A 25630-nucleotide genomic window follows, 5' to 3' on the forward strand; every position below is an offset into this window, starting at 1 on the left:
TTTAACTTCCATTTCTTAACTCCTCCTTAAATTGATATAATGAAAAGATTATTTGTTGCATTATCACTTGTCTGCTGCCAGCTGTCATTCAGCATGGCGCAAGATTACTATTACAACCCCGTCATCAATCGCAGTCTGCCCGATCCCAGCGTCATCAAGGCCTCCGATGGCTACTTCTACTTGTATGCCACCGAGGACACCCACAACGTGCCCATCTATCGCTCTAAGAACCTGGTGAACTGGCGCTATGTCGCCACGGCCTTCACCGATGCCACACGTCCCATGGACTATTGTCCTAACGGAGGCATCTGGGCGCCCGACATCAACTACATCAATGGTCAGTATGTGCTCTACTACTCCAAGTCGGAGTGGGGCAAGACCTGGGAGAATGGCATTGGTGTGGCTGTCAGCAGTCGCCCCGACGGCGGTTTCCACAGTGCCCACAAGCTATTCCTCTCCAGCGAGATTGGCATCGAAAACTGCATAGACCCCTTCTTCATCGAGGACGACGGCCACAACTATCTGTTCTGGGGCTCGTTCCACGACATCTATGGCGTAGAGCTCACCGAAGACGGACTGGCCATCAAGGAGGGCTGCACACCCAAGAAGATTGCCGGCGGACTGATCGAGGCCACCATGATTGTCAAGCACGATGGCTACTTCTACCTCATCGGCTCGGCTGGCTCATGTTGCGAGGGTGCTAACAGCACCTACCGCTTGGTGATGACGCGTGCAACAGATATCTTCGGACCCTATCTCGACCGTAACGGACGCACAGCTGTAGGCGACAATTTCACACTTCTGCTCCAAAAGAGTCCTGAGGTCTATGGCCCTGGCCACTGCTCTGAGTTTGTCGAAGACGATGCCGGTCAGACCTGGGTGCTCTATCATGGTTTCCCGTCAGATAATGTCAACCTGGGTCGCGTCACCTATCTCGACCGCATTGTCTGGAAGAAAGACGGTTGGCCATCTATTGCGCGCAGCATGCCTTCTACCGAGGCCGAGGTGCCTCTCTTTGGTGATGCTGTCGGCATCGACAGTGTCTCTGCTTCGGCCGACGATGAGTTCCTCTTCCTGCCCACCGAGGCTCCTGGCATGTACCGCATTGAGAGCCCCGACAGCGAGCCCTACACGTGGCGACTGGTCAATGCCAACGGTGTGCAGAAGCTCAGAGGCACCGGCACTGGCACCATCATCGTTGATGCCTCGCAGATGCCTTCCGGCATGTATGTCATTGAAGTTCAGACCAAGCATGGTCATCAATCTAAAAAGATCGTCAAAGGATAACTATCGCACAGCGATATCTCGATGTTTGTCGGGCTCCTGTCAAAAGGCATGGAGCCCGATTTTTTGTCTCAGTCCAATCGGCACCGCCTTAGTGGTTCGTCTTCAGTCTGTGTTTATTGAACCTTGCGCAGCCCCTCCCCTCCCATGTAGGGGAGGGGTCGGGGGTGGGGTCAGTGATGTTCTAACTGCCAATGGAGATACAGACCCCACCCCGGCCCTCCCGGGGGAGGGAGATATTCTCGATTGGATTCCTGTTTCTAGTTTCTTCATTGTATTATTCGGTTAATTGTTTGTTTTTAAACGCCTACGGATTTTACGGATTATACGAATTAAAAATCGATATGAATACGTTGACTCCGTAGGCTGAAAAAAAATTCGTAAAATCCGTAAAATCCGTAGGTAAAATAAAGTTTTCATTGGTTGGAACCGCCTACGGCGGGAAATTCTTCAAAATTGAAAACAAAATTTTTCATTTTTATTTTTTTTCTTGTCTGACACAAGCCGAATGGATAAAAGATCCTGTTTAATTTTGAATCAGATTTTGAAAAATTTCCCTGCGCAGCAGGCTAAAACTTCCGCGATTGAGGCCGCCTACGTCGGGAAGGTTTAGCTCGACGGCCGACAGGGGAAGTCAAATTTTTCAACCTGTGCGGTTGTTTCCTTAGCTTGAACCTTACGCAGCCCCTCCCCTCCCATGTAGGGGAGGGGTCGGGGGTGGGGTCAGTGTTGTTCTAACTGCCAATGGAGATACAGACCCCACCCGGCCCTCCAAAAGGAACCCCACCCCGGCCCTCCCAAGGGAGGGAGATATATGTCTTGAATTGGCATTTCCAGAGTCAGAAGAGGGCCGCTTTTAAAGTCTAAAAGCACGTGTTCTAATGTCTAAAAGAGGCGCTTCTGAAGTCTAAAACCGAAGCTATCATTTCTGGTCTAGCCCCTGGATGCTCTACATCCAGCCCTTAGAACGACCGCATCCAGGGGCTAAAACGACCCGTTCCAGGGGCTGGATACACCACATCCAGGGGCTGGACGGACATCAAAAGTAAAGCTATTACAACGCAAAAGCGAAACTATAACAAGACGAAAGCAGCACTATGACAGTGCGAAACCGTTCCTATCCCGACCAAGAACACCCCCACCACGACTTTCCCGATGGAGGTTTTTGTTACTAAAAAATGGCTGCAGAGCTTGCTTGGGGTGGGATGGAGAGAAAAAATGTCATATTTTTCTCGATTTTCTATATAAAAAAGGTGCTTGATAGCGATTTCTTTTTGCTTCAAAAAACATCGGTTTCATCGGCGATTTCGTGAATTATTCACTTTTTGTGTTCAAAAATGTTCGAAAATGTTCGATTTTTTATGGGAAAAACATTTGGCTGATTCCTTAATTGTTTCTACTTTTGCACCCGACCAATGACTAAATAGTCAACTCAAAACTTTAAGTAATAATGACTGTTGTGATATTTTAGGTGATAAGACGGAAGAGCTTAAGACGCTTGCTCCGATCACAAGATGGTTAAAGCATGTCATACGATAAGTGTGCGTGTTTGAACCTCACAACGACTGTGCATCTATATGTAAATATCTGAATAAAAAATAAAACTTATGGAGAGAAATAAACTGTTACTCTTGCTTGTCTGTTTTCTGGGATTACAGGCAATGGCGAAAACAGAAAAGGTTAAGTATGAAGATTTTCTCTTAAGAGATTCTTCACGTGTTATTTGCAGAACGCTGGACAATGGCTTTCGGTATTTTATACAAAAGCAACCAATGGGAAGCCTGCAAATGTCTTTGATACAGAAAACCGGATTCTTGCAAGATGGAGAAACGGTAGAGTGCTCGCATTTCGTGGAGCACATGATGCTGACCGCTAACCGAGTGATGGCAACAGGAGATACGTTAAGAAGCTATCTTAATAAGCTTGGTATGGACTACGGCATGAACTTCAACGCCTATACTTCTAGGACGTTTACGAAATATGACTTAGTAAGCTCAAGAACAGACGAGGCGTATGTTGATTCTTGCCTGGAGATACTCTCTGATATTGCCGGTGGCGCCAGTATCTGTGCCATGGACTTGGAAGAACAGAGAGAAAGAATGTATAATGAGGTGTACAACAGATATTTTAATGTTTTTGCCAGACAGGCAGATGCTTCTGAAGCCGTTTTCTTGTATGGACGCACTCCCGACGAATGGCACCAGATGAGGTTGGACGGCACAAAGAGGATGACACAGTCTCAGCTTGAGAACTTCTATAACACATGGTATCAGCCACAGCATCAGTGCCTCGTGCTGACAGGCGATGTCACCGATGGGGTGGAGGATATGATAAAGCGTAAATTCGGCAGTCGTCCAAGCATGCCGACCCCTGCAGTGGCGGTAGGTGACTTTAGCAAGCAGAATCTGATGATAGAAAGACACGGGAAAGCGGAATTTAGAATCAAGCTAACGTTCACTCAGCCTCTTCTGACTCAGTCAGAGAAAGAGACCCCCAAGTTTTTTAAAGACTACTTTGCGCTGAAAAAAAGTTGTTCTGCACTACATGACAGAATGGTGAAGAGTGCAAATGACGATCTGGCTTTGGTTGTTGGCTATCAATTGGAAGATCGTTTTGCTTTGCTGATGCAATATATATATAGCATCAATGGCGAGGATGCTGACGGTGGCTTGATGGCTCTCGCAGATAGCGTGGCAAACTTCCTCGATGACATTCGCAACAATGGCGTACAGATAAAAATGCCTAAGGATATGCTTAACAAGAAAGAGTTTGCGCTGCAACGTGCGCAGGCACTGAAGAAATTGCAGGAGGGCGACGGCAAGGATAATACCATTGATCCTGTAACGCCTATAAGTGAATGCGCCATTTATTCCTTGCCACTCTACAAGCAGGAAGACACCGACGCTTACTGGTCGTATGAACTCAGCGGCAAAGATGTGTCGGATTATTGCAAGCAGTTCATCAAAAAGTCTGGCTTAAAGATAGAGTGTATCCTGCCATACGGTTATCCCGAGCGTGAGATTTCAGAGAAGTTGAATGCTCTTTTGAGACAATATAATAATTAACCTGATTCAGTCTTAACTATAAAAAAGCTTTTGATTATCATGATGAAAACAAAACTGTCTCTTTTCTCGGTCGTTTTTTGTTTCGCCATTCAAGTGTTGGCCCAGTCCGAGAATGTCAGATATGAGGATTTTCTGGTGACCGACTCGTCTAATATCTACCAGGGTATCCTGGACAATGGCTTTCGCTATTATATTTGCAATAATAACAGGCCTGGCAATGAGCTGGAGATGAGGCTCATTCAGAAATCGGGAACCGACGATGATGTGGAAGCGCCAGGCATCTCGCTCTTGCTGAAAAGAATGCTTTCCTCAGAAAATCTCTCTGTAGGAACAGACGGCATGCTGAAAAACAGACTTGAAGGTCTGAAGTTGGAACGGAAAACCAAATTCAGAGGGCTGACTCCCGGCGTTCCTGCCTACCATTCAGAAATCGATAACAGATGTACGGAGTTTTGCTTGTTTCAGTTGAAAAAAGAAAAGGCCTATGTGGCATCGTGTATGGATTTGTTGTCAGCCATCGGTGGTGCAGCCCATTTCTCTGAGTCGGAACTGGAACACCAGAAAGAACTGCTTGTGAATGAGATTACTAATGGTACATACGATCTTTCTAAAGCCGAGTCAGACGGTATGATAGCCATGTTTGTTGAAGGAACAACTCTGGAAGAAAAGACTACCAGACAAATAGAGAGTATTCGTCGTATCACCCTTCAGCAGCTGGAGGCGTACTACCAGAAATGGTATATCCCGCAGAATCAGTGCCTCTATGTGTTTGGAAAAGCACCTGCCAATGTCGTTGATATGATAAAGCAGAAATTCGGAAATCGTCCAAGCGCACCAGCTCATGAGAGCAGCCTGAAAACATTAAGCGACAAGAAACTGCTATTTGTGAAGTCAGATAATCCGGAATGTGTCGTCAAGTTCTTCTTCGTGCAACCGTGCGAGGTTCGGTTGGGATTAAAAACCCTGGATGATCTCAGACAGTTCACAACACGCCATCGCTTTTGCGAAATTCTGAAATTATCTTTCATGGGAACAGCCATGCCTTTCGTGGAGGAAAACAACAAGTATCTTGAAAGGCCTGTGTTTGGACTGACTTGTAGGAAGGGCTTAGACCCTTATGCCAGCAAAAACCAATTCGCAGACTTTATCGATGACTTAGCGAAAAAGCTGGATAACCTCATTCATGATGGAATACAGATTAACATAGACTCTTTGCCGGTAGAAAAGCGGAAGGAACAACAACAGAAGGTGATGGCAGATCTTCCTAAATATGTAGTGTTGGATACTCATTCCATGATTAAGAGCAACTTTGTTTATTCCTCGCCACTTCTCAGGCTAGAACCAGCGTATAATTATTTCTTCAATGAAGTCAGTGCTCAGGAAATGAAGGACTATGGTAAGGCCATTTTCAAAGATTATGACTTGCGTATAGTGTGCTCCACACCCTATGGATATCCCGATGCCGACATCAAGGCGAAACTTGAATCCGTTTTGCTTCGTTTCGAAAATAGGTAAAGAACAAGATAGAAACTGAACAAGAGATAGTTTGAAAATATACATGCGTTATTGTTTGTTATTTTTGAAAATTATATTGCAGATGAAGTATTTATACGCCCTTTTATTTGTGTTGAATCCTCTTTTTTCAATGGCTCATGGAAATGATTATTATGAGTTGAAATTCCAAGTAGTAGATTTTATACCATCAAGCAGTGTTAACGGTTTTTTCAATGTCAGTCTTCTTAGTAAAGATAGTGTGCTTTTGAAGACGGGAAGTCGTAGAGTTGAAAGTGAGAATGGATCAAATAATCTCTTTTATATATTGCCAGTTGATTCTTCGGGAAGCTACATCATAAAATGTGAGCATGAGGACTATCATACATTATATAAACCTATAGATATTACCTTACGTAAACGCGAACATGTGATATTGCTGGAAAAACTGCGCATGAAGCGACGTCTGAAGGAGGATATGACCATTGACTTAGAAGGCGTGGAGGTGTTAGGTTCAAAAATCAAGTTTTACTTTGACAAGGACACGCTTGTTTACAATGCTTCAGCCTTTATAACCCAAAAAGGACTGATCTTAAGTGATATATTAAAGAAAATGCCTGGTGTAGAGCTTCGCGATGATGGAAATATCTATTGCAATGGAGAACATGTAAAAGCATTGTTGCTCAATGGAAAAGACTTCTTTCAAAATGATAGAAAAACCTTGTTAGAGAATCTTCCAGCATTTATGGTGAAGGATGTGAAGGTGTATAACAAGACAAAAGATTCTTTATCGGTCTTTCAGCGTGAACGAGAGTTTGAAGGGCTTGTGATGGATGTTAAGCTTAAAAAAGAATATCACCGTAGCTGGCTTGCAACCGCAGATGTGGCAGCAGGAACAGATGACGGTTATTATGGAAAGTTGTTCGGTATGACCTTTAGTGACTTGCACAGACTATCGGTCTTTGCTGGTACCAATAATGTGAATAAGAACGAAGACCTGAAAGAAGGTGAGCATGCGTCGAATAGTGACTTCGGGGTGGGAAAAAACAAATATAGTAAGGCTGGTCTGAACTATAATGTTGATCATAGTCAAGGTAAGTACTCGTTGAACGGAGATGTAACCATAGATTATTCAGATCAGAATGCTGAGCAGATGAATAGCACTCGAATGTTCTCAAAAGATGGTGATATGTTCTCACGTTCTTTTAACCATGAACGGTTTTACGCATTGGGAATATCAACAAATCATGAATTCAATTTATGGCAAAACACACCTTATAGCCTAACCTTGTCTCCTTCGTTTTCTCATCATCGAGTTAAGCAAAGACTAAATTCAGCCCAGGGTACTTTTCATGAGGATTTGGGCCATCTTTATGGTGAAAAATGGCTGGATAGTATAATGGCCAATGTTATTGGCGAACAGATGTTACAATATGGAGTCAGTAGGCAAATCGTTCGAACCAAGTCTGATGTAGAAAGTACAGAGGCAAAACTTCTTGTAACCAAAACAATTATGATTCCTCATTCCAATGACCGACTTAACCTATCAGCAGAGACCCTGTATGGTAGTTCAAAGACCAAAAACTTTCGTTCGGATAATGTTGACTATATTGGTACAGAAGCAAAGAGTGGTGATTGGAATTATCACTATCTTACTCCTACTGAAAACCAATGGAAAGCAAGCGGTTCTGCAGAATATGTTTTGAAGATCACTGATAAGAGTGCACTGAAAGCGGGGGCTAGTTTCGATCATAAAGAAAACGATGTAGATAATCCAGTCTATAAACTTCACGAAATAGACAATGCATCCACTCAGAGCTATGCATTCGGCGTTCTGCCTCCTGCTGATATTTTGTGCGGTGTTTCTGATGTAGCTAATAGCTATACCCACACTTTAAAAGACAATAACCTCAAAGCTAAGCTTCGATATGAATATGACTTTAGGAGGAATATAGATCCTATAAATAGCTTAAGAATATCTTTCTTCGGCGAGGTTCCATTCAAGGTGTATCGTAGCCGCGTTCACTTTGTTCAGAATCAGACAAACGAAAGTGTGAGCAACCAAATGATTTGTCCGGATGTAGAGTTGGGATTCTCGTATAACAAAAAAGGAATGAAGGATGTGAACTTATCAGCGAATTACAAACAGGAGCACGAGATGGCTTCACCGCTCCAGATGATTGATATCTATGATGACACTAATCCGATGATGACAAGACACGGGAACAAAGACTTAAAGGATAAGGTAAAACATACTATTTCGTTTAATGCTCTCCTCAATAATATGATGAAGTGGAATCATATATTTGTGGTTTCATATTCGGTAGAGAAGAATTCCATATTGAATTCAATCTTGTTTAACAAAACAACTGGTGCATGGAATGTCACACCAAAGAATGTTAACGGAAACAAGTCGCTGACTTTTATGAATTATAGTGATTATAGTCTCCCTCGCCATTGGTCTCTTCAAAATAAAACGCTATTAATGTTAGCAGATTTAGTCACTTATTCAGGAATGAATATGAATGAGTATAGCCAAGAGAATTTGAGCCATTGGCAGAAAATCTCGCAATCTGTAACTGTAGAGAAGATGTCGGCCAACATGAAGCATAGAGCTTCTTTGAGTCCTTTCGTGAGTTATAACCATACGGGAAACAGAAGGAACCTCCAAAAGAATATGGAAAATTGGGAATATGGTGTGAATGGATCTATATCACTAGAACTGCCATGGGATTTGAAATATGAAACGGATTTGAACGCAGTGAGACGCAGTGGATTCGCCTTCAATGATTTGAACAAGTCTGAATATGTATGGAATATGAATCTCAGGAAGTCTTTTGGCGAGAAGATTGCACTGAGGTTAGAAGTCAACGATCTGTTGAATCAGAAACACTATGTAACTAATGTGGTGACACCTCAGATGGAAATGGAGAACCAGTTCAACCATCTTGGCCGTTATGCCATGTTCCATGTTGTCTATAAGTTCACCAAGGGAAAGCAACAGTGATTTAAAACAAGTGAGCTTGATATGATTAATTTCCTTGAAAATTATATTGCAGATGAAGTATTTATACGTTCTTTTATTTGTGTTGTATCCTCTTTTTTCAATAGCTCATGGAGATAACAATCATGAGCTTGAGTTACAGGTTGTTGATAATGTGACAAATAGGGGATTGGCTTCTTTTACTAAGGTATCTCTACTTGATGTAGATAGTGTATTTTTGAGTTCTGCGTCAGATAGGTGGAAGCCTACCCGCAAAATAGGACAGACGTCTCACTATTATACGCTTCCTGTGCATTCTTCAGGTCGTTATATTCTGAAATGCGAGAATGAGGACTATCACACGTTGTATATGCCTATAGAGGTGAAGTTACATAAGCGCGAACGTGTGATTTCATTAGGAAAAATTGGGTTAAGAAGAAAACTCAAAAACGACATGACTGTAGAATTGGAGGGTGTTGAAGTGCTGGGAACCAGAATAAAGTTTTATTATGATAATGATACCCTTGTTTACAATGCCGCTCCCTTTATTACACAAAAAGGTTTCGTTTTGAGTGAGATGCTAAAGAAAATGCCCGGCATAGAGGTGCGTGACGATGGAAATATATATAGTAATGGTAAGCAAGTAAATGCATTGTTGCTCAATGGAAAAGACTTTTTCCAAAAAGATAGAAAGACCTTGTTAGAGAATCTTCCTGCATTTATGGTGAAGAATGTGAAGGTGTATAACAAGACAAAGGATTCTCTATCGGTCTTTCAGCGTGAACGAGAATTCGAGGGGCTCGTGATGGATGTAAAACTGAAGAAGGATTATAATCATTCTCAGTTGGCCAATTTGGATGGCGGTATAGGAACAGCTGACGGTTATTATGGGAAATTGTTTGGCATGGATTTTAGTGACTTACATAGGCTATCGGTCTTTGCTGGTACCAATAATGTGAATAAGAATGAAGACCTAGAAGAAGGTGAGTATGCGTCAAATAGTGATTATGGGGTAGGAAGAAACAAATACAGTAAGGCCGGTCTGAACTATAATGTAGATCATAGTCAAGGTAAGTACTCATTGAGCGGAGATGTAACCATAGATTATATAGATCAGAATGCGGAGCAGATGAATAGTACTCGGTTGTTCTCGAAAGATGGTGATATGTTCTCGCGTTCTTTTAACCATGAACGCATTTATTCATTGAAGATGAAGACCAGTCACGATTTGAACTTATGGGAAAATAGTCCATACAGCCTGACTTTACGCCCATCTATCTCTTATCATCATCTTAATCAGAAGTTATATTCCGCACAAGGAACCTACTATACAGATTTAGGCAGCCTTTATGGTGATAAGTGGCTTGACAGTTTAACAGCAATCGTAATTGGTACACAGATGATGCAATATGGGATAAACAGACAAATCGAGCAAAACAAGTTGGAATTGGAACGTACGGAAGCAAAGTTGGATGTTTCGAAAGCCATAGAGATTCCCCATACTAGCGACAGGCTAGTGCTGAAAGCAGAGGCCTTGCATAGCAATTCAAAGACAAAGAACTTCCGTCAGAGCAATTTGGATTATCTTGGAACAATGCCAGCGGAGAATGATTGGAGCTATCATTACTTGAATCCAAATAATAAATTATGGAAGATGGGTGGGACTGCAGAATACAGAATGGAGTTTACAGAAAAAAGTAAACTGACAACGAGTGTTACTTATTCTCATCAGGAAGATGAAATGAATAATCCAGTCTTTAAACTTCATGAGATGGATGGTGTGACTCCAGAATCTGTGATGTTCGGCTATTTGCCATCTGCAGAAATCCTATGCAATGTTTCTGATAAGGCCAATAGCTATTCTCATACATTAACTGACAATCATATTCAGGCCATTTTGAGATACGATTATATCATTAGAAAGAATGAAGAATCAGGGAAAAGAGAAATTTCTTTTTTCGCTGAGGTTCCATTCAAACTGAGTAGTAGCCGCATTCACTTTGTGCAGAATCAGACAGACGAAACAGTGAGCAATCGCATGACTCGTCCAGATGTCGAGTTGGGATTTTTGTATAATAAACATGGAATGACGGAAAAAAAGTTTTCTGTGAACTACAAGCAGGAGCACGAGATGGCATCACCACTTCAGATGATTGATATCTATGATGACACAAATCCGCTGATGATGAGACATGGAAATAAAGACTTAAAGGATGTATTAAGACACAGTCTTACGATTACTGCCTTTCTCAATAATATGATGAAAGGACACTGTTTGCTTGTTGCTTCATATGCAGAAGAAAAGAATGCTATCACCAGCGCTATTTTGTTTGACAGGACAACTGGAGCTTGGAACGTGACTCCTATGAACACTAACGGAAACAGAACGTTTACAATAGTGAATAGGTGTGAATATAGTTTGCCACACCAATGGACGCTGCAAAATACCGGTTCATTCTTGTGGGCAAATCTTGTTAATTATTCAGGAATGAGTCTTAATGAATATGGTGAGAAAAGTTGGAATCACATGCAGCGCCTATCAGAATCTGTAACTGTAGGGAAGATGTCGGCCAACATGAAGCATAGAGTTTCTTTGAGTCCTTTCGTGACTTATAACCATACGGGAAACAGAAGGAACCTCCAAAAGAATATGGAAAATTGGGAATATGGTGTGAAAGGATCTATATCACTAGAACTGCCATGGGATTTGAAATATGAAACGGATTTGAACGCAGTGAGACGCAGTGGATTCGCCTTCAATGATCTGAACAAGTCTGAATATGTATGGAATATGAATCTCAGGAAGTCTTTTGGCGAGAAGATAGCACTGAGGTTAGAAGTCAACGATCTGTTGAATCAGAAACACTATGTAACTAATGTGGTGACACCTCAGATGGAAATGGAGAACCAGTTCAACCATCTTGGCCGTTATGCCATGTTCCATGTTGTCTATAAGTTCACCAAGGGAAAGCAACAGTGATTTGTTCTATTAAATAAACATCGTCATTAAAGGACATGGCGATTGAAGCCATGTCCTTTCCTTGAAAATTATATTGCAGATGAAGTATTTCCATGGTTCTCGTCTGGAAAAATAGCTGTTTTTCCCTTTTTTCCGGTTATACATTTTCTTGCTCTGCCTTAATTCCTCTTTCTCGTAATGGACTGACATATAGGATGGTATGATTTTGTATAATGATGTATTACCGGAAAAGTGGTTATACAAACTGCGTTTTCCTTGCATAGGTGCATAAAAGTTCGTAACTTTGCTGCTTTCAACTTAAGAACTTTATGCAAAACTTTTTAGCAAACAACCCAAAAGTTTTTTACGAGGCGATAGCAGTAATCATCGTCTTTGCTTCCTATTTGACGACAAAACTTCATGTAAGCTGGTTGCGATACAGATCACGCGAACAGCTGTATCATGCGTCTGTCAGAGAACTGAGTGTGCAGGTTCTGCAGCAACGCAGACAGCTGGCCTTAAACGAGCAGCGCTACCGCAAATTGGAAGAAGAGAATAGTGCGCTCGTCTCAAGACTGAAACATGAAAAGTCACGCCATGAAAAGGCTTCAGACAATCGGCTTGACGACCTTCTACAGGAACGTATGCATGCCACTCCGATATACCAGCATTTCTGTGAGATACTCTTGAATCCGTCATTGACTCCGACACCTGACGAATGGATGGCATTGCATGATATGATCAACAGCGAGATTCCAAGCTTTTTTGCCACGATTTATGGTGACGAGAAAAATATCAGCGAAGAGGAATATCGTCTGTGTCTGTTGATAAGGTTGGGATTCAAACCCAAAGAGATGTTGACTCTGATGGACTATCCACCATCCAAGAATGTGTCGGTGGTGAGAAAACGATTGATGTGGAAAATATTCTCCGAAAGTGGTACTGCGAAAGAATTCGATAAGCGTATTCGCGAAATCACGTAATTACATCAATGCGCTGCTATTGTTGTGACTAGTGAATAAAATGATATGGGTACGAAAAACAAAAATATTGAGTACGAGAATGCAAAATATTGGTCAAAAAGATTCTTTGACTTGTTTTGACTTATAAATTTGTTTTAATTTTTCGATTTTTATATTCTCTTTTTTGCTATATTTGCACCGAGAAATTACTCAAAGCATATAAACCTATAACTATAAATAACAGATGAACAATAACGTTAAATTCTCGGCATTGATGCCCACCTATAATCAGTGTGCATTCATTATTTGTCTTTTAGCCTTCTTGTTCATACCTTTATCTGGTCTTGCTCTGGATTTGACGCAGCCGATACCAGAGTCTAAGGCAGTGAAGAAAGGGGTGTTGAAGAATGGCATGACGTATTATATCTGTAAGACGGCAAAGAACGAAAAGGCCGACTTCTACATCATACAACCGACGGGATCGTTGGCGGAGCGGGAAGGCGAATACGGTCTTGCTCATTTCGTAGAACATCTTGTGTTTTGCGGCACAAAGCACTATAAGAATCACGAAATAGTAGATCGGATTCAAAGAATGGGTCTGCAATTTGGACCAGACCTAAATGCCGCGACTGGTTTCGAGATGACATTCTTTAGCTTCAAGAATATTCCTTCAGGAAACGATCGGATGACAACAGACTGTCTGCTGATGTTACGTGACATGATGTATGATGCGGAGCTCAACGATAGTGACATAGAGAAAGAACGGAATGTCATCATTGAAGAAGGACTGTTGCGTCGGAAAAGCAATGAGGAACTTGCAGGCACTCCGTTCTCCCGACCAATCATAGGCGACACCAGTACGATTCTTCATTGCTCGCCACAGACCATACGTGATTTCTATCATCGCTGGTATCAGCCACAGATGCAGGCTGTAGTGGTAGTTGGACCTTTCGACGTGGAACGGATGTATGAAAAGATACGGGCTATCTTTGAACCAGTTCCGGCTGGGACAAGTGTGGTTCCTGCACGAGCCGTGATTCCACCCTACAGTGAGCCAAGAGTGTTCGTCGAGCGTCTGGATGAAACAGATGAAACAACAAATATCGAATTGACTATCCGTCAGAAAATGCTGGCAGATAGGCTTAAGACGATAGAAAGCGTTCTGCCGAGTACTGCTGTTTTAAGCCTGAACAGCCCTATCGTTGAAACATTCAAAAGACTGTATGGTAAAGATATCAGTTGCTTTACCTCTTATAGGAAAGATATAGATAATGTGCCAATTCTGCATATTGATATCTGGTCAGATAAATATGGTCCCAAAGAGCTGCTGTCAAAATCAATAAAAACGATTAGAAGTATTGCCGATTATGGGTTCCCAGAGGAAATAGCCGATGAATATCGTGCGGAGATGACGGACACCTTGGAGATGACGGGCTCACAGGTATGGGAGTCTAATGATTCAGTGGTTGTAAATCCTTCCAGTATATTTGAATATTGCTTATCAAACTTTCTCTATGGAACGCCAATCGTGGACAATGATGTGGATGTAAAAATAAGAAGGTTCTTAGAGAGAGACTATGGTTTTGAAGGATTTGTCGAGCTGTTCAGACATTTATTCTATGCTTCCGCACCGACGTTCCGACTAACAGTCTCGAACAAAAGCAGGATTACCAATGATGAATTTCAGAAAGTGATAGACAACGCCTATCAATCGGAAATAGAGCCGATACGTTTGCCATTAAAGAAAGAAAGCACAGAGAAAGTCAAGGAATCTCTGACACTTAACGTTGATCCCATACCAGGAAGGGTCGTGAAAGAGAAAAAGTTGAAAGATAGTGATGTGTGGAAAATAACTCTTTCAAATGGTGTCACGGTGCTGATGCATGAGGTTGATAGTTGTGGCGAGTACATTAGTTTGCATACTCATCGTGAAGGGGTAATGAATAAGTTAGACTCTTTGCAATATGCGGGCTTCTCTTGCATGAATAACTGTTCAGGTTTGAGAGGAGGTTTATTTTCATCTGTTTATTATGATGAGTTGGGTAGGGATAAAATTAGTCATTCTGAAGTAGAAGAACGATTCAAAGAAATCTACCGCGAATTAACAAATTACGAGATTAATAGGGAGGATTCTATTCTGCTTGCTAAGGAATGGAGAGAAAATTATAACATTAAACATGACAAAGCTCTCCAACAATTTAGAAAGGTAATCTATGCGCCTACAATAGCGCCCAAAAGGTATGTACGTGATAGTACGATGACAGCAGACGATTTCCAAAAAGTATGTGAAAGCTGGAAAGAATTTAAATCGGACTACAGTGGCATGATCGTAGCGATAGACAATGTGGGAAACAAGGACTCAATCATGCCGCTTGTTCTGAAATACATCGGTGGCTTGCCTTCAAAGAACGAGCCGACGAAGCAAAACAATAAGAATTATTACATTAATAAGGATTCCATATTGGTAGAGCCTTCTGTTGATCCCGAAAGTGATTATTATTCCATGATTCTGTTCCAAGAACATGGCTTGGCATTCAAGGCAGAGAACTATATGCTGCATAAGGCACTCGAAGCGGCATTAAGTACTGCCGTAATCAATAGAATACGCTTGGAGAATGGTGATGTCTATTCACCATATGTACGTGCAAACATTGAGTTTTATCCAGTAACTCATCAGACGTATCGTATCTTTTTCTCGTGTGCTCATGGAAAGAGCAACAAAATAGAGAATGATATGAAACAGCTCTTGCAGGAAATGGCTTATGGTAATGCCATTACCCAACAGATGATTGATGATTACATTAGGTCGGTCTATGTCAGTGGTGGAATATATCCGCAGGGTGGGGCAGCTTCTCTGGAGTTGGAGAAGATAATAAATAAGGGTGTAGTCGTTGACACGCGGACCATGAAACTGGAGAAGGTCATCACACCGAAACGGGTCAGAAAGTATCTCCGTTCGTTGTTGAAGCATGGTCATCGCTATGAATACAAAAATGTATAATGAATGCAGTCAATTAATCAATAATCACTAAAAACTATTTGTAATTATGAAAAAACTATTATTTGCGGCGATGCTGCTGCTTTCAACTGTGGCTAATGCTCAGAAGATCTGTGGTGTGTATGTCAACCAGGTGGAAGATTTGTATGAAGACCAGTATCTGGTAATAGAGCAAGATGAGAAAGGAAAATTGTCTGGCTACTATTATGGTACCACTGATGATTTCGATGAAGTGCGTGAAGGTTATAGACCTGGTTTCTTCGTGGCAGAATTAAAAGATATCAAGTCAGATGCGAAGTCGCTGGATTTCTCAGTAGAAGTTCAAACGGAAGACCTCTTTTCTTTACCAGTTCCACTTAATGTACGATCTTCCAGAGTGGCAAGTAAATTTTTGAAGCCATGGACGGTTTATCTAAGTGGGGTAAAGAAGCGTATTCCGTTTCATTGCTTATTTAACAACGGCAGTTTGATTTATCAAGCAGGAGATAAATATTCATCAAAAACGTTTGTGAAGGTGACAGATGTCCGCATCTTGAACGTTGTGTCTGAAGGTAAGGTGATTAACTGGAACAACATTTTGGAATGATGTGTCGTGAGCCTTATGTTGAAGGCATTATAGGATGAACTGAGCAATGTGCTTCAGGAGTTTGAGCCTTGGCAGTGCCGTAGTAAGGACAAACTCCTTTATCTTCCTCAGAATAAAACCAAACAAAAAGAATGATGGTGTGATGACGAAAAAGTTAGCCGTAAAGCGCTTAATATTGCATGTTTTTGATTAAAAAGTGAATGTATATTCGTTTTAAAATACTTTAACACGGAAAACGTTCGTTGTGCCATATTTCTTTCTACCTTTGCTGACGATTATATATGTGTATCGTTTCGGGGGAACTCCCCGTTGCAGTTAGCGCTATAAACTTTTACCAAACAAAAAACCAAAAACCAATGAAAATTAAAAGAAGGAAGAAGGTCATTGCGCTTTCCAATATTTATCAAAACTAAATTTTCAATCATTGCTTTCTTTTAGGGAAACTCTGATTAAACTAAAAACCTCATTTATGAATAAGATAATTGTTTTCTTTTTTAGTATTGTGTTTCTTGTTTCTTGCAGTCTAAACAATGAAACACTGAATGGCTTTACTAACCCTGGTGTCGATTTTGATCAATTAGAGAAGGTAGATTTAAGACATACCCAACCATATAAGGCAATGCTTTTTTCAGATCTTTTCTCTTCGGTGAAGTATATTCCATTGGAGGAAACGAGTCAATCGGTTATTGGAGATATTGAGAAGATGGAAATAACAGAGAAAGGTGATATACTCGTTTTTGATCATCGTTCACGATGTGTTTTGAAATTTTCGGCTGAAGGAAAGTTTCTAAATACCATTGGACAGGCAGGACATGCAGAAAATGAATATGTGGAGCCTCTATACATGGCATATGATGGGCAGAATCATCAAGTGGTTGTCTATGATAATGCAAGAAAATGCCTAAAATATTATACAGAAGATGGTGAGTACGTTGAAAGCATCCATTTACCTTGGTATATCAATAGTTTCGAGATATTAGATAAGGATAAACTGTTGTTATATATGCAGTATGACGAGTTCTCATCACCAGATAGTATCGGCTATAATTATGTAGTAATTGATAAGAATGCAAAAATACTCAATAAGTTTGCTCCATACAAGAAACAATTCTTTAATGCTTTAAGTAACGTATTCTGTAAAGACAAGGGGCATATTTACTGTCATATACCTCAAACGCCTATAGTAAATGAAGTTAATGCAGATGAAATGACCCCCATTTTCTACATTGACTTTGGAGAAAGAAGCATACCTCAAGAGTGGTATGGTGATTCGCAATTTCACGAGAAACTCGAAGAAAGAACGGATGTTGGCTTTACGTGGAATTATTTGAAATCAGGAAAACGCAGCGTTGTTGCGTATGAATATAAGAACAACGATGGTACTCCACTTCCGACCTTTTTGGCATTCATCAATGACGATAAGACATTCTGCACTAATGTTTTAGAGAACGATATATATGGAAGGGTATCAATTAATACCAGTCCAAGGTATCTAAAAGGAAAAGAAGTGTTTTTCGCAATTTCTCCACAAAGTTTTGAGAAGCATGCAAATGTCCCAGTAGATGTGGATCTCTCAAAAACGATGGCGAAAGAAATAAAACAAGCAATAGCAGAAGGGAAATGTTCAGAGAAATGGACCGATTATCTCTCGTGTCTTATGGAATTGTATTCGAAACCTTCTACAAAGATTGTCGTCACTGCTGAGGAAAAAGAAGAGATGCTGCGTCTTGCAAAACATAGAAATCCTATCATACAGGTATGCACATTAAAAGATTGAGTTGCATAGTATGATTTTTGTTATGCACATTTAGAGAGTTAGGAATGGAAAAAGTATGTTATTTGTTTCTTCTGACAGTTCTTTTGGGTGGTTGCTCCACCCAAAAGAATAATCAGGATAGTTATGTGGTATGTGATAGTATAGTATATGTGTCAGAATTCCCAGAGCAGCTATCATTGCCAGAAGTTCAGCCTTTGAATATAGAGATTCCTGGGTGTGTTGATGTGTTCAATGTTGATAGTGTTCTGATTTGCAAGTTTTACCGGGCGGATTATTTTTGGCATTTATATTCTTTGAATACACTACGTCCTTTGGGTAACATTCTTCGCAACGGAAATGCTAAAGGAGAACTATTGGATTTGCCAGGTTCCGAAATGGATTTCATAAAGGATGACTCATTATATTGTTCGTTTGACGATTCAAATAAGTCTTCCATCTACAGTGTTAATCTTACGAAAACAATAGAGACTGGTCAGTTGTCATATACAAATGAAGTTCTTTCTTCTGACCATAAATTCCTTTGGGCCTACCAGTTGAATGATTCTTCTTTCTTTTTGATAAAAAGTTATAGGATGTTTGGGCGTAAGAGGAGCATGTTGACTCATGGAGTCGAGCGCGACGTTAATCCAGGAAATATAAATGAGGCCATACCACAAAAGGAATGTAATGCAATAGCAGCAACTTCAGCTGTCAACGCAGAGAAGATGATGGCTGTTGAGGCTTATCTTCATCTGCCTCAAATCAATCTTTACTCATTATCATCGCCAAAGAACGTTACGCTTAGTTTGAAGCCTGAATTGGAGAGCTATAGTCATGTGGATGAAACGTCTAAACGTGATTGGTATTCATATTGCGGTTCTATGCGAGCTTATCAAAATTATTTTGGCGTGGTGTATTATGAAAAACCTTATAAAGATGAATGGTTTGAGAAAGTTCACAACTCCTCAATCTTATTTTTTGATTGGGAAGGCACCCCCTTGCTGAAAGTTAGTGTGCCATTTCAGGCAACCTCCTTTTTTATATATGGAAATAGTCTGTATATCTTCACATCTTGTGGTGAGGAAGAGCGCATATACAAATATGCTTGTCCAAGCAAACTTCGTTTAGATGCTTAAATTATGAAAGGTTGGATGTCCTTAAAGATATAATAAAATTTTAAAAAGAGTTGTTTTTATGAATAAATTGAATGAGGCACTTCTCTATTCGTTATGTGGTGTCATACTTTTTTTGTCTTATTCCTGTGGTAATAAGGAAAGGCGAGATATTACAGCAGGTGCATTAAACACTTATATGGTCGGAGAGAGAAATGACAGCATAAAGGTCTCCGATATCTCTAAAGAGGCGACAGCTATTCCACTCGACTCAACAGTTTTCTTGGGACTGGTGCATAAGATGGTTAATAGCGGAGATTCTGTGTTCCTTCTTGGCGACCGTGGCGTGTATCTGTTTGATCTTCAAGACGGCAGACAGAAGAATTGTTATGAAAAGGAAGGTAGGAGCAGAAATGAGTATGCGAGAATCAAGGACTTTGATGTGGATTCTGTAAGTGGAAAGATATATCTTCTCTGTGATCCAGAGAAAATCATAGAGCTGACACCTGATTTCCAGTTCTCTCGTTCCATAGAAACTCAGGGCGATTATGAGCGTCTTGCAGTTGTTGACGGGCGCATATATCTCTATTCTTACTACCTGCACAAGTTGGACGTGTTGCAAGGTGACACGATGACATTGCTTATGGATATTCCCGAAACACGAGCTTGGGTGTATGGTGAATCCACCATTTTCCATAAGACGGACGCTGGTCTTCTGTTTACTCCCGAGCCTTACTCAACAATCTTTGCTATCAATGGCAATGAAATAAAGAATCTTATCCATCTGTCATATCCCAACGAGCGTGAAACAATGGAAAGAATGACAAAGTCGAAATTAGAAAAAGAAGAGCTGTTTGAATATCCTTTCCCCAAAATCGCAAAGGTAGTGGTCACAGATAGCATCATGATGGTGACATATTCCTATGCTATTTCACTTCGGGTATGCTTAATAGACAGGAATAATCACAAAGTGATTGCAGATGGGTGTCAGAGCTATATTCTTCCTAAAGTTGGTGTCCATGGCTCGTTGATAGGCGAATTTATTTATTACCACGATGAAGATATGGGCGGATTTCTGGACAACGAAAACGTGAAATATACATTCGTTAGCCAGCCAGCAAAGGAAACCGATCAACACGTAATTCTTAAATATAAGCCATTACCATGAAACTATCGATTGTGCTGTTTCGGGGAAACTCCCCGTTGCAGTTAGCGCTATAAACTTTTACCATACATATATTTAACAATAGACAGTATGAAAGTATTGTATAATTTTGGAATTGCGTTGCTCGCTTTAATGTTGATGTGTTGTGGCAGGGCAATTGATACCAACCAGACAGGTTGTGTCCTGTTTGTGGACGTTGATAGTTCAAAACCAGTAATTACCAATGATGAAGCAGGCTTGCTTGTTCCTGATGATGGAGATTTGTTATCTGTCAGTTGCAGTTCTGTAATTGGTGAAGTGGAAGTGAAAAGTCAATGTTGTACAGTAAGTTAGGGAACGACAAGTTCGTTCCGTTAATAAATAATTAAAAAACAATGAAAATCAAAAGCAGGAAGAAAGCCATTGCGCTTTGTGCAGCCTTCGCCATCGCAGGTGTGGGCACGAACGTGCAATTCATATATATTAATCACTAAAGAAGTCGTCACATGACTACAAAGTGATGACTTCTTTAGTCGCTGAAATATATAAATCTATTTGAAAGATGAATAAGATTTGTTTAAAAAAAAGCATGACATGCTGTCTTGTGGCATTTGCATCCTTGTGTTATATTTCGTGCTCTCAGTCTATGTTTAACGCACTTGGTGACTATAAAAGGGAGGTCGTAAGACTCAAGCCAGATGCAGACAATGAAGGGTTAAGACAGAATCAGTACACCGTAGATTCTGTTCGCGAATTATCGTTGCCGAGTGGGATGGAGTTGCATGAAGCCACAAAGATTGTTGTTAAGAACGGCAGAATCTATGTCATGGACTCGGAATTTGATAAGACGATATATGTTTTTGATACTTCAGGTAAGTTCTTGTTTCGTGCAGGCGAAAGGGGAAGAGCAAAGAACGAGTACATAGACGGACCTGCAGACTTTTTCGTCGATGACCATCGTCGTCTTCACGTTTTTGACAGTAATGCCTATAAGATAATCATCTTTAACGATTCTGGTAAAGTTGATAAGGTTGTTGATGTTGCGTATCTCCATCCGGAAGATTTTGGAATGCTGTCGAATAAGGAATACATGTTCGACTTTAATATTAATAAAAATGAAAGCAACTCTGTCTTGGTGAAGTGTGATAAATATAATTATGTAGAACGGGAGCTGCTGCAGCGTGAAGACGTCTATACTTATGTTGCCTCACAGCAAACGTTTTATGCTAACGGTGATAGATTGTCCCATATACCGTTGTTGTCAGACTCGGTGCTGGTGTTTAAAGGTGATAGCCTTGAGAAAGTCGTAAAGTTCGATTTTAATGGCAGGTTCATTATGGACGAAGAACCCACTCTTGTTGTCGGCAAACATACCCCTAAGGAGATAAGTGCATATAAAGGGGTGAGAGGACTCGATTACTATCAAGAAACAGAAAACCTGGTTCTTTTAAGATATACGTATCAATCTGTCTGTACTTATTGGCTGTATAACAAAAAAAGTAAGAAAAGCATCACAAGTACTGCCTTGATAGATGGCTTCAGCGGTCTTTATAATTTCTTTGTGAATGAAAACCAAATTATTTCACTTGTGTTCGATACTGGTGAACCTTTTAGCAAAGAAATGTATGATTACGGTTATAACAGAGTGCCTGAGCAACTGCAGAGAATATACGATGGAAAGACAAAACTCCCGGCAGTAATCTTCTTTAGCGTAAAATGACATATCAAGTATACTTGTGCCAACCAAGAAATTGTCCAAAGTCATTTTGGCATTAATGAAATGAGAATTTATGAATAATAATTTGTATGATGGTATTTAAGAATATCTTTTGTAAGGTCATAGGACTCTTTTTGTCCAGCTGTGTGTGTCTATTCGAGTCATGCGCAGAAGGCGAAATGGTTTCTAATGTTGTGTATGCAAATCTGAATAATGTTAAGTCGTTAACAGACAAGGATATTATTGATAGTGTTGACATCATCTCTCTACAAGGTACTGATTCGTGGATTCAAAAAATTGATAAGGTTGTAGAATCTGATACTCTTCTGTATGTGATGGATCAAAAGAGCAAAGCTGTTTATGTGTTTTCTCATACAGGACAATTTCTCTCAAAAATATCTAATGTAGGACATGCTGCTAATGAATATATTGAGATAGACGATATTTTTGTTGATAAGCAAGATGGCTGTATCAACATATTGTGTGGGCTTGATAAGAAAATACTGAAATATAATGCTGCTGGTACCAAATTGCTTGAGGTTATAACTCTTCCAATGCCTTTCCGACGAATTGTTTCTTACAATGGCGGATATGTGGGATTTATGGGAAATTGCAGTGAGGATGGAAAAGCGTTTCATAACTTGTGGGTTATGGATAAGGATTTCAAAATCCTAAATTCATACGTTGATATAAATCCCAATCTGGAAGGTATTTATAATAGTGATATTGCTACATTTTCCGAACATGAAAACAACTTGTATTTCTTTTCGAACTCAGGTAGGGAAGTCTATCGATTAAACGGCATCAGCTCTAAGCCGTCTTTGTCGTTTATGTTGGATTGTGGCGAAGCGAATCCTCATCACTTAACGGCTGAAGACTATTCTGATTGGCAGCGTATGTTTGAGATTTCAAACAAGTATGTAATGAACATCAGTGATTTTAGGGAAACGGATAATTATATTATGTTTTATTACCTGTATCAGGGATGTTATTATCTTACGGTCCAGAATAAAAAAGAAAACAACACTCAAACCTATAGGTTAGATACGTATTGTGGTGATTATCTTTTCGAGTTCGGACATGTTGTTGACATGACAGACGATGCAATTTATACATCAGTGCAGGCACAATCTGTTTATTATCCTTGGAAAGGTGGAGTTGAGTCTATGGATTTTGAAAAGCGTTATCCTCAGCAAGTAAATAACATTAGAAAGAAGTTTAAAAATATCAACCCAGATGGGAATCCCTTTATAGTGAAATATTATTTATGCAAAACATTACGATAACTAGGAAATATCTTCTCAAAGATTGTGACGTAGTAGAACGTGTAGACCGACATTCACAAAGTTCAAGGTGTATTAAAATAAAGCGTGATTAATTAATCGGGAGGGGCTATGGGGTCCCCTTCCTTATGCTAGATATGAAAAATATATTGTTTACTGTGGCATTGTGCATAGCCTTATGTTCATGCGACCTGTCGCACAGGTTTTACAATCCTGACATCCGAAGAGATAAAGATGTAAGAACCACCAGTGATACGCTTCAGTTAAGCGAAATGCAATCTCTGAATGCAGATGTATATAAACTACTTTGCATAGATCGTTATCTGATTTTAGCCCAAAGGGATAAGGATGCCCTTTTTAGGGTGCTGGATACTTCGACCGAAAAAGAACTTGCCGTCTTTGGCCAATTGGGGCATGCACTCAACGAGTTTGGCAACTTCCCATTCTTCGAAGGTCAAATATATTGTCTGCGAGACGAAAAGGGACTGCCGCTGCTATTTGTGAAAGATGGGGCATGCACAAAGGTTATAGACCTAAGGCGGTCTGTTGCCACGAAGAAGTGTGTAGTGAAAAGTGTCATTAAAGGACAGAACAGAAGTGTTTTTCATAGCACGTTCTATTTGCCTGGTCAGAAACGTTTCATATACAAGCGAGTCAGTTACGATGACCCTAGAGACAATTTGTTCTACCCGCCAGAATTCTGTCTCATAGACGACGAAGAGAAGATATGGGATGTTTACCCCGATATAGTAAAACCCAAAGACTTCCCGCAAAGTACAGATGCAGATTATGATCAAATGTTGATTGTGTCGCCAGACGGTCTTCATGTAGCCAGCGTGAATAGCAATATCGATATAACAACGATTTTTGATCTCAGCAAAAAGCAATCATTGGGTATTGTTAATCCTGATAGCTACACGTATGAATTCCTGGAGAAGGAGATAACAGAGTCTAATGCTCATGAAAAGATTAGGCTCTACAACGTGTCTGCTTGCGCAGCTAGCGAAATCTTTGTTGTCTTGGAGAGTGGCAAAACCCTTGACGAGATCAACCGTGATGAAGACAGCGGAAGGGAAAACAAAGGCTTGAAGTTGTGTGGATATGATTGGGATGGCAACTGCCAGTTTGCTTATTGTATAGACAAAAACATTTCTAATATTGCATACGATGATTCACACCATAAAATGTATGCGATAGATGTGGCAAGTGGAAAGTTATATGCCGGTATGTTGAAATAGTGTTGATCTAAGATATAGGAAGAAGGAAGAACCCTGGGGATGGTTCTATTGATCAACAGATCACCAGAACCGTCCCCATGATCAAACTAGCTGTTGGCTATTGGCTGACGACGTTCACGGCACCCTTGGGGTTGTTGGTGGTGATGTAGTCGATGCCCATGTCGCGAAACTCACGGAAATGCTCGTCATTGTTAATCGTCCATACGTTTGTGTACATACCCAGCTCATGAGCCTCCTTCACCCATTCCGGATGCTCTTGGAAGACGGCGAGGTGGTAGTCCAGACCGGTGATGCCCAGCTTGTGGAGTTCTTTCGGCGTTATCCATCCGCTGAGGAAGGCTACACGGGCCGTCGGGTCGAGGCGTGCTATCTCTACGCAGGCGGCCAGGGAGAAAGAGATATACTCCACCTTCTTTTGCATGCCGGCCTTGCGCACGGCCTTCACGATCTGTCGCGCCGACTCGAGGTTCTGCTGTAGCGTGCGGCATTCCTTGATTTCGATGATGAGCTTCGTCGAGGTGGTGCTCTTCTTCAGCAGGGCAAGCATATCTTTCAGTTCGGGCATGTGTTCGCCATTCTTCAGAATGAGGGCGCGACACTCGTCGGCCGTGGCATCCTGCAGGGTGACACCGTCGTAGCTGGCATCGTGGTTGACGAAGAGGTGGCCGTCGCGTGTCAGCCAGATGTCTATCTCGCTGCCGTAGATGTCCATGTCGAGGGCGAGCTGCAGCGAGCGGCGTGAGTTCTGTGCAGACCCGTCGACATCCCAGTGGCCGCGGTGGGCGATGACTTGTGTGCCTTTGGGCGACAGGGGCTTTTCTTTTTCTTGTGCTTGAAGGGTTGCCGTCAGCATCGATAGGGTGAGGATTGCGAAGATTTTCAGGGTTTTCATTTTGTTGGTCTTTAATGTTAAATGGTTATATTATTATTTCCAAATGAGTGATCACGTGGATGATACAATCCTATGGATAATTTGGTTGCGAAGTTACGAAATATTCTTCAAGTAGGCTTTGATATGACAGACTTTAACATGATATAGTGCACATTTTTAT

General features: G+C 40.9%; 16 protein-coding genes. 15 read left to right on the plus strand and 1 reads right to left on the minus strand.

Annotation, left to right across the window (positions count from 1 at the left end; translation table 11 throughout):
- Nucleotides 1-39 precede the first annotated feature (39 nt).
- From L6472_RS00380 to L6472_RS00450, 15 genes are all read left to right on the plus strand, one after another.
- Complete coding sequence (locus L6472_RS00380) at nucleotides 40-1287, plus strand: family 43 glycosylhydrolase (RefSeq protein WP_237806148.1); 1248 nt, start codon at nucleotides 40-42, stop codon at nucleotides 1285-1287.
- Between the two features lie 1769 nt (nucleotides 1288-3056).
- Nucleotides 3057-4349 carry an insulinase family protein gene (locus tag L6472_RS00385; protein ID WP_237806150.1) on the plus strand — a complete coding sequence of 431 codons (1293 nt, stop codon included), beginning with the start codon at nucleotides 3057-3059 and terminating at the stop codon, nucleotides 4347-4349.
- A 39-nt stretch (nucleotides 4350-4388) separates the two neighbouring features.
- A complete protein-coding gene (locus L6472_RS00390) occupies nucleotides 4389-5864 on the plus strand; it encodes an insulinase family protein (protein ID WP_237806153.1) in 1476 nt (491 codons plus the stop codon).
- A gap of 82 nt (nucleotides 5865-5946) precedes the next feature.
- Nucleotides 5947-8847 carry an outer membrane beta-barrel protein gene (locus L6472_RS00395; protein WP_237806154.1) on the plus strand — a complete coding sequence of 967 codons (2901 nt, stop codon included), beginning with the start codon at nucleotides 5947-5949 and terminating at the stop codon, nucleotides 8845-8847.
- Between the two features lie 52 nt (nucleotides 8848-8899).
- On the plus strand, nucleotides 8900-11803 hold the full coding sequence (locus L6472_RS00400; protein ID WP_237806156.1) for a hypothetical protein: 2904 nt from the start codon (nucleotides 8900-8902) through the stop codon (nucleotides 11801-11803).
- 410 nt (nucleotides 11804-12213) lie between these two features.
- Nucleotides 12214-12765: a hypothetical protein gene (locus L6472_RS00405; protein WP_237806158.1), complete on the plus strand. Its 552-nt coding sequence runs from the start codon at nucleotides 12214-12216 to the stop codon at nucleotides 12763-12765.
- Nucleotides 12766-13099: 334 nt separating this feature from the next.
- A complete protein-coding gene (locus tag L6472_RS00410; protein WP_237806160.1) occupies nucleotides 13100-15745 on the plus strand; it encodes an insulinase family protein in 2646 nt (881 codons plus the stop codon).
- A 46-nt stretch (nucleotides 15746-15791) separates the two neighbouring features.
- The gene (locus L6472_RS00415; protein WP_237806162.1) at nucleotides 15792-16328 is read left to right on the plus strand and encodes a hypothetical protein; all 537 of its coding nucleotides are present in this window, start codon (nucleotides 15792-15794) and stop codon (nucleotides 16326-16328) included.
- 469 nt (nucleotides 16329-16797) lie between these two features.
- Nucleotides 16798-18105: a 6-bladed beta-propeller gene (locus L6472_RS00420; RefSeq protein ID WP_237806164.1), complete on the plus strand. Its 1308-nt coding sequence runs from the start codon at nucleotides 16798-16800 to the stop codon at nucleotides 18103-18105.
- A 44-nt stretch (nucleotides 18106-18149) separates the two neighbouring features.
- Nucleotides 18150-19220, plus strand: coding sequence for a BF3164 family lipoprotein (locus L6472_RS00425; RefSeq protein WP_237806166.1), 1071 nt, complete (start codon nucleotides 18150-18152; stop codon nucleotides 19218-19220).
- 58 nt (nucleotides 19221-19278) lie between these two features.
- A complete protein-coding gene (locus L6472_RS00430; RefSeq protein ID WP_237806168.1) occupies nucleotides 19279-20364 on the plus strand; it encodes a 6-bladed beta-propeller in 1086 nt (361 codons plus the stop codon).
- Between the two features lie 87 nt (nucleotides 20365-20451).
- Nucleotides 20452-20694: a hypothetical protein gene (locus L6472_RS00435; protein ID WP_237806170.1), complete on the plus strand. Its 243-nt coding sequence runs from the start codon at nucleotides 20452-20454 to the stop codon at nucleotides 20692-20694.
- Between the two features lie 208 nt (nucleotides 20695-20902).
- Nucleotides 20903-22060: a 6-bladed beta-propeller gene (locus L6472_RS00440; protein WP_237806172.1), complete on the plus strand. Its 1158-nt coding sequence runs from the start codon at nucleotides 20903-20905 to the stop codon at nucleotides 22058-22060.
- Nucleotides 22061-22146: 86 nt separating this feature from the next.
- Nucleotides 22147-23343, plus strand: a complete 1197-nt coding sequence (locus L6472_RS00445; RefSeq protein WP_237806174.1) for a 6-bladed beta-propeller — start codon at nucleotides 22147-22149, stop codon at nucleotides 23341-23343.
- A 134-nt stretch (nucleotides 23344-23477) separates the two neighbouring features.
- Nucleotides 23478-24578 carry a hypothetical protein gene (locus tag L6472_RS00450; RefSeq protein ID WP_237806176.1) on the plus strand — a complete coding sequence of 367 codons (1101 nt, stop codon included), beginning with the start codon at nucleotides 23478-23480 and terminating at the stop codon, nucleotides 24576-24578.
- A 97-nt stretch (nucleotides 24579-24675) separates the two neighbouring features.
- Here the strand turns inward: L6472_RS00450 and L6472_RS00455 are convergent, their stop codons facing one another.
- Nucleotides 24676-25470, minus strand: coding sequence for a glycerophosphodiester phosphodiesterase family protein (locus L6472_RS00455; RefSeq protein ID WP_237806178.1), 795 nt, complete (start codon nucleotides 25468-25470; stop codon nucleotides 24676-24678).
- Nucleotides 25471-25630: the final 160 nt, after the last annotated feature.

The organism is Prevotella sp. E13-17, from assembly GCF_022024035.1.
Classification (GTDB): Bacteria; Bacteroidota; Bacteroidia; order Bacteroidales; family Bacteroidaceae; genus Prevotella.